The 12465-nt window shown below is 36.2% G+C and carries 11 protein-coding genes; all 11 read right to left on the bottom strand.

The genetic code is table 11. The features are described 5' to 3' along the window. Positions 1 to 5: 5 nt before the first annotated feature. Positions 6 to 1772, bottom strand: a complete 1767-nt coding sequence (dnaG, locus tag RT261_RS00420; protein WP_313127923.1) for a DNA primase — start codon at positions 1770 to 1772, stop codon at positions 6 to 8. 67 nt (positions 1773 to 1839) lie between these two features. Next, positions 1840 to 2862 carry a deoxyguanosinetriphosphate triphosphohydrolase gene (locus RT261_RS00415; RefSeq protein WP_442871754.1) on the bottom strand — a complete coding sequence of 341 codons (1023 nt, stop codon included), beginning with the start codon at positions 2860 to 2862 and terminating at the stop codon, positions 1840 to 1842. A 325-nt stretch (positions 2863 to 3187) separates the two neighbouring features. Further along, a complete protein-coding gene (locus tag RT261_RS00410; RefSeq protein ID WP_313127920.1) occupies positions 3188 to 3322 on the bottom strand; it encodes a FeoB-associated Cys-rich membrane protein in 135 nt (44 codons plus the stop codon). Positions 3323 to 3400: 78 nt separating this feature from the next. Next, the gene (gene feoB, locus RT261_RS00405; protein ID WP_313127919.1) at positions 3401 to 5458 is read right to left on the bottom strand and encodes a ferrous iron transport protein B; all 2058 of its coding nucleotides are present in this window, start codon (positions 5456 to 5458) and stop codon (positions 3401 to 3403) included. Further along, positions 5459 to 5683 carry a FeoA family protein gene (locus tag RT261_RS00400; RefSeq protein ID WP_313127918.1) on the bottom strand — a complete coding sequence of 75 codons (225 nt, stop codon included), beginning with the start codon at positions 5681 to 5683 and terminating at the stop codon, positions 5459 to 5461. A gap of 249 nt (positions 5684 to 5932) precedes the next feature. After that, positions 5933 to 7387, bottom strand: coding sequence for an N-acetylglucosamine-specific PTS transporter subunit IIBC (gene nagE, locus RT261_RS00395; RefSeq protein ID WP_313127917.1), 1455 nt, complete (start codon positions 7385 to 7387; stop codon positions 5933 to 5935). A gap of 162 nt (positions 7388 to 7549) precedes the next feature. Beyond that, positions 7550 to 8044 carry a PTS sugar transporter subunit IIA gene (locus RT261_RS00390; protein WP_313127915.1) on the bottom strand — a complete coding sequence of 165 codons (495 nt, stop codon included), beginning with the start codon at positions 8042 to 8044 and terminating at the stop codon, positions 7550 to 7552. A gap of 49 nt (positions 8045 to 8093) precedes the next feature. After that, a complete protein-coding gene (licT, locus tag RT261_RS00385) occupies positions 8094 to 8930 on the bottom strand; it encodes a BglG family transcription antiterminator LicT (protein ID WP_313127914.1) in 837 nt (278 codons plus the stop codon). Between the two features lie 384 nt (positions 8931 to 9314). Then, a complete protein-coding gene (locus RT261_RS00380) occupies positions 9315 to 11018 on the bottom strand; it encodes a vWA domain-containing protein (RefSeq protein WP_313127912.1) in 1704 nt (567 codons plus the stop codon). Between the two features lie 371 nt (positions 11019 to 11389). Then, positions 11390 to 11566, bottom strand: a complete 177-nt coding sequence (locus tag RT261_RS00375) for a hypothetical protein (RefSeq protein WP_313127911.1) — start codon at positions 11564 to 11566, stop codon at positions 11390 to 11392. A 28-nt stretch (positions 11567 to 11594) separates the two neighbouring features. After that, positions 11595 to 12401 (bottom strand): zf-HC2 domain-containing protein, encoded by an 807-nt coding sequence (locus RT261_RS00370; RefSeq protein ID WP_313127910.1) that lies wholly within the window; start codon positions 12399 to 12401, stop codon positions 11595 to 11597. Between the last annotated feature and the right edge of the window lie 64 nt (positions 12402 to 12465).

Here is a 12465-nt window from a genome sequence, read left to right as displayed (position 1 = left end):
CCATCCTAGAAAGAAATATGCAATTTCTGTAAGTCTGCCTGCTCTCTTATGATATTTTGAAGGCCTATGATGTCATTATTTTCAATTGCTTTCTTGCTTTTCGCATCCAGGCTGTTCTTCTTAATTCGTAATACGGTCTCTTCTAAAGCCTTCTTTCTTTCCGCCTCTCCCAGGTCTTCCGGTATCTCAGTGGAGAATAAAGAAGCAACTTCATTTTGCTCTTCTTTGCTTTCAAATTGATTGATGATTTTTGCCGGAGTTACCTTGTGTTCCACATCATATTGGTCAAATAGCATCTGTGCAACTTGTTCATACAGTTCTTCCGTAAAGTCTTCCGGTGTAATAATTCCCTTTAATTTATCAAATAGACCGGTATCCTCTATGAACCAGGTAAGAAGGATCTTCTGGGATTGTTTCATTCCATCTTCCCGTTTTTTCTTCTTAGCGGGCTCTACCACCCTCTTTATGTCTGTTTGTCCCACAACAATCTGGGCACCATATCGGTTTACTAACTTCCTTAAATTATCAAAGCCGATATTATATTTTTTTGCAACGGTTTCGATATAGATATTTCTTTCAATCTCTTCTGTAAAATTAAGCATTTTTTTTGCAATCTCATTAAAGAATTTGGTTTTCTCCTCCGGATCAGAAAGGTCATATTCCTGTTCCAGCACCTCCACTTCAAAAAGGAAGGAATTCTGTGCGTTATCAATCCGCTTTTGATATTCTTCCGAGCCTAGAGCTTTTATAAATTCATCCGGATCTTTGTACGGCTTCATGTTAATGATTTTTACAGACAGACCAGCTTCTTTTAAGATTGGAATAGCTCTTAAAGTCGCTTTGGTTCCTGCTTCGTCACTATCATAAGTAATAAGAACCTCGCTTGTGTATCTCTTTAATAGATTAGCCTGCAGGCCGGTAAATGCCGTTCCAAGTGAAGCTACAGCATTCTTAAAGCCTGCCTGATGAAGTGCAATTACATCCATATAACCTTCACATATTAGTATATTTGGTTTTCTGGATATTCTGGCAAAATTCAATCCATACAAATTACGGCTTTTATCAAACAACTTGGTTTCCGGAGAATTTAAATATTTTGGTAATCCATCTCCCATAACACGTCCGCCAAAGCCGATAACCCGGTTATTCACATCCATTATTGGGAACATGGCACGATTCCAAAACTTATCGTATACTTTGCTCTTATCAATGGTAATCAACCCAGATTCTTTTAGAATTTCATCATTATATCCTAAGTGCTTCAAATATTGATATAAATCATCTCCAGTCTTATTAGAATACCCAAGTCCAAATTGTTTTATTGTATCCTCTGAAAGTTTTCGATTTAAAAGATAATTTAGGGCAGCTTGTCCACTTTTTTTCTGAAGTTGGTAATAATAATACTTAGCAGCCTCTTTATTTATCTCTAATAATTTTGTTTTTAGGCTGGCCTGTCGTTTCGCTTCCTCGCTGTATTCTGCTTCCGGAAGATTTACTCCCACCCGGCCGGCTAATAATTTTAACGCTTCTACAAATGTATAATTTTCATACTCCATAATAAAAGTAAATACATTGCCTCCCACTCCGCAGCCAAAGCAATGATACATTTGCTTGGAGCTGCTTACGCTAAAGGAGGGTGTTTTTTCATTATGGAAGGGGCAAAGCCCCATATGGTTACTTCCTTTTTTCTGTAATTTTACATAGGAGCCTATCACATCTACTACATCGTTCCTTATTCTTATTTCCTCCACTAAATCTTCCGGGTAAAACATGGTAATCTCCTATTCTGTCTATATTGGTATGCATTCCACCGGACTAAACCAGGGGACTTTGCTTATTTTAATATATGCTCCATGACCTTGGTATATTTAATTCCTTAAATTTTGCAACTGCAAACCGATCCGTCATGCCAGCAATATAATCACAAACAACTCTGGTAACGGTTTCGCCTTTCTCCTCGATCATTTCTAAAAACTCTTCCGGCATTAATTCTATATTCTTTACGTAATATTCAAAAAGCCATGCAACCATGGATTCCGCCTTGGCTTCTTCACCTTTTGCCACCGGATTGGTATATACACTCCTAAACATGTATCTTCGCATCTCAAACATTGCCTGTTCAATCTTTTCAGACATGATTATCTCTCCGGCGCCTTCACTATTAATAATAATATCATGTATAATGGTATTTAAACGTTCTCTGGAGCTGTGTCCTAATATATCGGTAAATTCTTTTGGAATATCCTCTTCCTGAATGATATGTCCACGAATAGCATCATCAATATCGTGATTAATATAGGCAATCTTATCAGATAACCTAACAATCTTTCCTTCTAAAGTCTTTGGTTTTCCTTTTGTTTGATGGTTTAAGATGCCATCCCGTACTTCTTTAGTAAGATTTAATCCCCTGCCGTGATTCTCTAATATTTCTACGATTCGAATACTTTGTAAATGATGTTCAAACTTCTCAGGACAAACCCGGTTCAACACCCTTTCTCCCGCATGTCCAAATGGGGTGTGGCCTAAATCATGTCCAAGAGCAATGGCTTCTGTTAAATCTTCATTTAAACGCAATCCTTTAGCAATAGTTCTGGCTGTTTGTGCAACTTCCAGCGTATGAGTGAGTCTGGTACGGTAATGATCTCCTTCCGGTGCCAGAAAAACCTGGGTTTTATGCTTTAACCGGCGGAAGGATTTAGAATGCAGGATTCTGTCCCGGTCTCTTTGATAAATTGGACGAATATCACAAGGTTCTTCATAAATATCTCTGCCTTCTGAACTATCACTAAATGACGCATAGGGACTTAAAATTTCATGCTCCCTTTGCTCTAATTTCTGTCTGATATTTACACTACTAACCAGCTTATCCTGATTATAATTCTCTTTCACTTCTATCACTCCCTTTTTGAAGTTAACGTGTAAGTCAAAGTGGATATTCGCAATCCGCTTACAGAAGCGGTGCCTTTCCTGATGAGGTTACATTATGTATTAGTATTTGTGCTATGTTACGGACTATTCTTACTTATATTATTAATATTCTACCAAAGTTGGTGATTTCCTTTTTTATTTTTCAATTTTCCGTAATATTATTTCTGTAATATTTTTGTATTTATCAATTTATATATTGCAAAACGAGATTCACCCGGTATTAGACATAGGAAATACCGGGTGAATCTCTATCAAAGCCTTAATGGCATTTTTCTTTTGATGGGCAGTCACTACAGCCACAGTTGCAGAATTTACCTGCCTTTATATCTTTTACCTTCTTATAAATTATATAAATAACATAGATAGCAATTGCTCCTCCAATTACATAAGTCATAAATTCCACTCCTTTCAATCCCGGCACCGGACCGGTTATAAGTTTATCTTCTTAGATTCATATATCTGTAACTATTCATTATATAAGACTACCGATTTGATAAACAATAGTTGCTACTGCCCACGCTATTACCAATTGGAATAATATTGTGAATACAGTTAATTTCACAGACTTTAATTCTTTTGCAATAACACCTACGGCTGCTGCACATGGAGTATACAATAAACAAAACAGCATAAGTGAAAATGCATTTAAGCTTCCAAAACCTAAGGGTTGCAGCATATCACTTAATTGAGTCATTCCTGATGCAGTATTAATATCTGCAATTCCAAAGAGAATTCCAAAACTGGCTACGACTACTTCTTTTGCCGCCAGTCCGGAGATTAGTGCCACTCCAATCTGCCACAAACCTAAACCTGCCGGAGCCAATACCGGCACCAGAAAACGTCCGACGCTTGCACCAAAACTCTGAGACATATCGGTTACCATGCCTTTTGGACCAAAGTTTAAAATAAACCATATAATAACGGAAGCTAAGAATATGGTTGTACCTGCTTTTGATAAATAATCCTTAATTTTATCCCACACATAAATGAGTATGGTTCTTACGTTTGGTGCCTTATATTCCGGCAGCTCTATAAGCAATGTACTTATTTGTCCATCTTCTTGTTTATCAATCTTATTCATAATATATGCAGCTAATATTCCGATTACCAATCCAATCACATACATGGATAAAGCCACCAAAGCCGCATGTTTTTTAAAGAACATACCGGAAAGTAAAACATAGATGGGTATTTTGGCACTACAAGACATAAAGGGTGTTACAAATATAGTTTTACGTCTGTCTTTCAGGTTCTCTAAGGTTCTGGAAGCCATAACCGCAGGAACGGTGCAGCCAAATCCCAATAGCATTGGTATAAATGCTCTTCCGGATAATCCAATTTTACCCATAATACCATTCATTACATAAGCTACTCTTGCCATGTAGCCACTGTCTTCCAGAATTGCCAGGGCAAGAAATAGAATTGCAATGTTTGGAAGGAAAGTTAATATTCCGCCAACTCCTGCAATAATACCATCCACAATCAGTGAAGTTAAAACATCACCGGCATGAGTAGATACCAAAAAGTTTAATGTTATCTCTGAAAGGGAAGAAATAATTCCTTCAAAATATCCCGCTAATATATTACCTATGGAAAATGTTAAAAAGAATACCAAACCAATTACTGCAAAAAAGATGGGCATGCCCCAGATTCTATGGGTAAGTATACGATCAACCTTATCGGTAGAAGCTTCTTTCTTACTTTTATTTACCAGTACTTCTTCAATAATTTCTTCGATAAAATCATATTTTTGATTAATAATTTCGGTTTCATAACTTCGATCTACAATTCCGGATAAATCTACAGGATAACGTTCCATAATCTCTTCATCCTGCTCCAACAGCTTGATAGCATGCCATCTTACGTTCTTTATATCCGGATAGGTATATAATAAAACTTCCGATATAGAATCAATTTTATCTTCGATATCATCACTATAAACAAGGGCATATTCTTTGTGGTGTTCATGAACATGTTCACTATCTTTTTCCTGCCCTGCAAAATGATGATGTTCTAAATTATTATCATTAAGCTTATGTTTATGATGGGATACCGCATGCATGAGAATATCCAGGCCTGTTTTCTTTCTGGCAGATACCGGAATGACCGGGATGCCAAGCATCTCCGGAAGTCTGTGAAGGTCTATCTCCATTCCTCTCTCTTCCACAATATCCATCATATTTAAAGCTAAAATAACAGGTTTTCCAAGTTCAATTAATTGTAACGTTAAATAAAGGTTTCTCTCCAAACTGGAGGCATCTGCAACGTCAATAATAACGTCTACATCATCCTCTAATATATACTGTCTTGATAGTTTTTCTTCTAATGTATAGGAAGTCAAGCTATAGATACCAGGCAAATCCACTAACTTAAATCTTTCATTGTGATACCGCATAGCACCTTCTTTTTTCTCAACCGTTACCCCCGGCCAATTAGCTACTTTTAATTTTGCTCCTGTATATGCATTAAAAAGTGTAGTTTTGCCGCAGTTAGGATTTCCTACAAATCCTACATGAAGTTCTTCTCTCATTTAAGCAACCTCCTCGACAAAAATTGCATCTGCGATTTTTTTACCAATAGCTAAACGGGTACCTCGTACCTTAAATACAATTGCACCATTATGGTTTTGATTCAGCAGTTCTACTTTCGTTCCATCAATTAATCCTAATGCCTCTAATCTCTGCTTCGCAGTATGTTCTAACTTTAGTTCTTTTACAAAATAAAATTGACCGATTTGGCCTTCACTAAGGGTCATATTTACTCACCTTCCCGTCAGATTATAAATGATAATAATTCTCATTTACTTAATTTTATTATACATCGGGATAAATCAAATGTCAATTAGTGATGAAAAATGTTTTTTATTTTTTTATGATGAATAACCAGCGTTGTGCAGATAAAAAGGTGGGATGAAAGAATAACTGGCATTCTTTCATCCCACCTTTTTGTAGAGCTTAATAATAAAACTCAGCCAACATTTCCAAACTTAAGGAAAGGTAAGCAATTATAACATTTTCTTTATTTCATTTGCCACAAATTCTACCTTAGTACCAATAATTACTTGGACAGAAGTTTTACTAGGCCTAATAATACCGGCTACCCCTGCTGACTTAATCTTCTTCTCATTTACTTTCGTATAGTCTTTAATTTCAAAACGTAATCTTGTAACGCAATTATCCAGATTCGAAACATTTTCTTTACCGCCGATTCCCTCTAATACAATAGCTGCTACTTGGGCAAAATTATCATTAGTGAGGGTTACTTTTAAGTCATTTTCCAAATCGTCTTCACGACCTGGTGTTTTTAAATTAAACTTGGTAATTACAAAACGGAATACTATGTAGTAAACAATTCCAACTACAATACCCATGGGGATAATCAGCAATGGATTGACAGCCATAGGGTTTCTAAAGCTTAAAATCCAATCTACGAAACCTGCTGAAAAAGCAAATCCACAACGTACCGGCAAAATAACTGATATTGCAACAGAAAGACCTGTAAATAACGCATGAACTACATAAAGACCGGGAGCTAAGAACATAAATGCAAATTCAAGTGGCTCTGTAACACCTGTAAAGAAGGCAGATAATGCGCCGCCTAATAACACACCTGCTGCAATCTTTTTATTTTTATCTTTTGCAGTACGATACATAGCTAAGGCACCTGCCGGTAAACCAAACATCATTACCGGGAAGAAACCGGTTTGATACATACCTGTCACACCACGAATACCGCCTTCTATTGTACCAAGATATTTACCAATATCATTAATATCTGCTATATCAAACCAGAATACAGAGTTTAATGCATGGTGCAGACCAAAAGGAATGAGCAATCTGTTACATGTAGCATAGATTCCGGCACCGATTGCACCACTGTCCATGATCATTTTCCCGAATCCAACCAATCCCCCGTAGATAAACGGCCAGATGAAAAATAGAATTAATGAGGAAAATAAAGATGCTATTGCAGTAACAATTGCAACACTTCGCTTTCCACTAAAGAAGGAAAGGGCATCCGGCAATTTAGTATATTTAAATTTATTATAACAAACAGCTCCAATAATACCTGCCAAAATACCGATAAATGCATTTTCAACTTTTCCAAAAGCCGCGTTAACGCTTGCAACCTCAATACCTTTTAACGCTGCAACAGTCCCCGGAGCTAACAGTGTTGTCATCATCAGCCAGGAAACAAGTCCTGCCAATCCTGCTGTACCATCATTATCATCAGACATACCCACACCGACACCAATGGCAAAAAGGATGGCCATATGGTCAATTAAAGCGCCACCGGCTTTTACTAAGAAGCTGGCAATGGCGTGTAATGAACCAGGGTCCCCGCCTTGCATAATTGTAGGATCCATCCAATATCCAATACCCATAAGTAAGCTTGCTGCCGGTAAACATGCAACTGGTAACATTAATGATTTGCCTAATCTTTGAAGATATTTCATCATAATAAAACTTCCCCTTTCTTTTATGCTGCTGCCTTATTGCAGCTACACATAATCGTTGCATTATAAAGCTTTTAGTTAAAATATATTTTTAAGCCGATATGTAAAGTTTTTACCCCCCTTTCTATCTAGCCATTCTTTTATATTTATAAGGAAATATAAAAATTACTTCTTAATATTTATAATTTTATCCAGTTCTTTAACCTCTTTATTTGCAATTGGATTTATTTCCTTATATTCATTTGAATTACATATAACAACCGGAGTAGTAACATCGTACCCTGCTTCTTTTATTTTTTCCAAATCAAATTCTACCAGTAAATCACCAGCTTTTACTTTATCTCCTTCTTTTACATGGGCGGTAAAATATTTACCTTTTAGATCCACTGTATCCAATCCAATATGTATTAATATTTCTTCTCCCGAATCCCTTGTGATACTTATTGCATGTTTCGTTTCAAATACTAATGTCACAGTACCGTTTACCGGTGATACCACTCTTCCCTTTGCAGGTTTTATAGCAATTCCCTTTCCTAAAATTTCCTGGTTAAAGGTGGGATCGTTGACTTCCTTAAGGGAACATGCATATCCTTCTACTGGCGCTAATATTGTATTTGTCTTTTCTTTGATACCTAAAGTTTCTTTTAATTTATCAAACATTTTAAGTACGTCCTTTCTTGCTTTATGAAATTTTATTATGTCTATATTACTAACTATCCTCCATTATCACCCTTCTGATGTGAACCGTCAGATAAGTAAGTTCTTCTTCCGTAACTTTTTGCCCCAGATGCTCCCCCATATATTCTGCTACTTGCTGGCTGCATAGATATTCCTTAGGATATAATTTTACTATCATTTCCCTAAAATCCTCTTCCCTGTTGTCTAATAATTGTTTCTTTACCATCCTTTGTGCCAAGAATTTTAGATGAGTAATAAAACGTTCATAATGGAGGGATTCTTCATCTAGCTTAATTTGAAAGTAATCTTTTACAATCTGGACAAGTTCCGGTATGATTCTTGTAATATTAATTGCTTCACTCATTACCGTATTGTATTCTGCATTAACAATATGGAGAGCAATGGACGCCACCTCATCAATGGGAAGATTGACTTTTAATTCTTTTCGAATTAAGGCCACTGCATATTCTCCAATCAGATATTCCTGCCTATAAAAGTTTTTAACTTCCCATAATAAAGGATTCTGAAAGGTCATTCCCTGATTCAGACGTTCTATTGCAAAATTAATATGATCCGTCAAAGTTATGTATATATTTTCATTTAATTTTTTATTGAGAACTCTTTTAGCATATTCCACTATTTCATTGGTGATTTGAATGTGTTCCAGCGGTATCGTAATCAACAGCTCTTTAAATTTATCAACAGCACTTTGACTATCCATATAGAATATCTTTTCAATCCGGCTCTCCGGTATCGTATTCCCCAGCTTTCCTTTAAAGCCGATACCTTTTCCCATAATTACTACTTCTCTCCCATCCGGATCTCTTGCACTAACTACATTGTTATTAATTATTCTTTCTATATTCATAGCACACCCCAAAACATTAATGTAATAACAAAGCGAATATTTACAATCTGCTTTGTTACTTTCCTAGTTAATAGATCAAATCATAATTGTTAAATAATTCCACATGGTATTCATAAAAAAGACCAAACTTTACAAGACAAAGTCATTCTGATATTGTCTCATAAAATTTGGTCTTGCCTGTATTCCAGTAACAATCCAAAATTATTCTATTCACTATTATTAATTCTAACACAATTATATAAAAAATCAACCTTTTTTTAATATTCTTTATTTATAATGCTTTGTTTATGATATTTTCTTAGTAAATATCAAATGATTATTACTAATTCATAGTTTGTATATTGCGCTGCTAATATAATTTTTCGCTAATATATTTTGTTATTTCTAAGAATATCTTTTCATCATCTTTACTAATGATATAAATTCATCCTTATATTCGTCATTGGAATAATTATATTCTTTTAACAGCTCCAGTACCATATTTAAAGAAGCATCTCCTTTAAACTCACTGTCTCGAAGAATCATACCAAATGCTGCAACAGAACTGGCAAATGCAAGATTCTTGGGCATTACCCGAGTATATGCTCTATCCATTACCGGTACGGAGAGCAATTTACTCTTATTTCCATCCGGTTCTTTATAGCGAATATTTATGGTTAGTAATTCTTCATTAAACTCCCTATTGGAAGTATCACTATTTCCAGACTGATATTTTAAATCCGTTGTTGAAACCGGCTGCTTGGAATCTATTCCAATTAGTTCATAAAGTGCGGTAACCCTGTGACCTGCTCCAATTTCTCCAGCATCCTTTGTATCGTCATTAAAATCCTCCGTATTCAGAGCACGATTCTCGTACCCAATTAACCGGTAACTGCCGATTCTTGCAGGATTAAATTCGACCTGGAGCTTCACATCCTTCGCTACTGTATATAATGTGCCTCCCATTTCTTCAACCAGCACCTTCTTTGCTTCTAATAAAGAATCAATATATGCATAGTTTCCATTCCCGTTATCCGCTAAGGCTTCCATCTTATTATCTTTTATATTGCCTGTTCCAAATCCAAGAACAGATAAGAATACACCGCTTTCTTTTTTCTCTTTAATTAATCTGGTTAATTCCCCTTCACTTGTCACTCCTACATTCAGATCTCCATCTGTGGCTAAAATAACCCGATTATTTCCACCTTTTATAAAATATTCTTCTGCTAATTGATAGGCTTTCATAATGCCTGCTGCCCCTGCTGTGCTTCCCCCTGCACTTAAGTTTTCAATGGCATTCACAATTTTACCTGTTTCATTTCCTCTTGCACCTTCTAACACTACGCTTTCGTAGCCTGCATAGGTAACAATGGATACCCTGTCCTTTTCTGTCAGATTCTCTGTTAACAGAACAAAGGCCTTTTGCATAAGAGGCAATTTATCCTCTTCATCCATAGATCCGGACACATCCAATAAAAACACAAGATTGGTACTGGGCCGTTCCTCCATATCAATTTCTTGCGCCTGAAGACCAATAAGCAGTAATTTTGCTTCCTTATTCCATGGACAGTCTGACAGTTCCGTAGTTACGGAAAATGGTTCCTCTCCCCTTGGCTTCTGATAATCGTAATGAAAATAATTAATCATTTCTTCTATTCTTACTGCATCCGGTACAACCGTCTGGTTATTATAAAGCATTCTTCGAACATTGCTGTATGATGCAGTATCCACGTCTATTGAGAAGGTAGATAAAGGATTGTCTTGTACGGATTTAAAATTATTCTCTGCAATTGCATTGTACTCTTCTGTATTAAATTGAGATTCATATTCCATTTTAGCATTATAGCCATAGTCTGCATCTTCCAGGAAGTCTTTGGATTTACTATCTGAATAAATATTAGCTGTTTCAGACGGATATGGCTCTTCTGCTGTGTCATACTCCCCACCTGCTTCCGTCCTCTGGGTATACTGGTCTTCTTTCGCTGCTTGTGTAGCTTGACCCGAATTATTTGTTTCTGAACTTTTCTCATTGCTACATCCTGCCAGGTTTGAAACAATTAGAACAATTACTAGCAATAAACTAACTCCTAATCTCATCCCTTTTTTCATAAAAGCTCCTCCTATCCATTTATTTGTTTTGTAAGAATTAGACGATGTGGATTAGGAATAGGTTCCATTCTAGGAAAATTTATGTAGTTATGTATGTAGTTATGATTTATGTAGTTGCTTGTGTATGGTTTATATTCAAAGAGTTTATATACATAAGATGTGGAGCAGAAAGTATGTTTAAATGTTCCCTTAAAATAGGAGGAGCCAGTAGGCAATTCCTACCGGCTATTTATGAAAAAGAGAGTAACTATGTAGAACTCTATGGTTTTATTGTATCGTTCATATATGTACTATGTTTGAATGCTTATTAAAAAGTTTATGAACAGTTGGGGATAGTTGTGCCAAAAGATCGGTTATGCTAAAATGTAACCCTAGCGGTGCTCTTCATGAATAAGAAAAATCGGCTTCGGACACATAGAGAAACCTGCTGCTCCAAAGCCGTCAAAGTATAAAAGATGTAATAGGATGTACTTAATACCGCCTGCATCCCGAAAACCGCTGCTGTCATATTGCGTTCTGCAGCTCAATGGTATTGAATTTGACACCATTTTATGCCCCTGAATTCCCAAGCATAAGTTAATCGGTCACATCATAAACTGGAAGCCATCTCAATTCGTCTGTTCTAATTGTAGCGTTTTTATTGTCATATCCTAACTTGTATAATGGTTCCCCTTCTTTTGAATAAGCGATTCCATCAAGATCATTCCACCGTAAAGAATTGGCCCAGGAAAATATCATAACTTCTCCAACTTTAACTTCTTTACGCAGACGGTCATTCGTGCCCATTTCAATGTACGCCACCTGTTCGTCAAAACATTGGACAGGAACTACCGTAATCCCCTGTTCATCATATTTACCGCTGCACCAGCCGACTAATTTTACCAGATCATCTGTTTTATTAGCCCAGGAACCGCTTCCCAGTTCCCAAAATGGGAAAGCGTATTTTGTAACTATTGTCCGATATTTATCCTCGTTTTCATATAGATAAATACGGAAGGGAAACATGTCTACATCACTTAATAAAATAGATTTTTCATCTATCAAATGACTGTTTTGGGAACAGGTGTAAGCATCAAAACTTTTCCCATTAGCGTAAGCATTAGCAAAATAGGTTACTGAAGCAATAATCAAAGCAACACAGGCAATTAAAAGTGTCTTTCTCTTCCTTATGCGTTTGGCAACTTTCGTATATCTTATAGTTTCTACATCTTTTATTTTTGCCCTGCTTTGTGGAAAATCATCAGTCTCCATGTTTTTCTTAAAACTACGGCATTCAGCGCATTCCAATAAGTGCTCATTCACAGCGGCTTGACTGGCTATACTTGCTACATTATCCTGACAAAGCGGTAATAGGTCTCTGATAAGTTCACAATTATATTTCATATTTAAAATCCTCCCGCAATTTAGTTGAGTATAAAAAAGACACCCCTAATTAGAGTGCCTCTGT

Origin of the sequence: Anaerocolumna sp., assembly GCF_032079385.1 — a bacterium.
Lineage (GTDB): Bacteria > Bacillota > Clostridia > Lachnospirales > Lachnospiraceae > Anaerocolumna.
This window is presented reverse-complemented; position numbering and strand designations above follow the sequence as displayed.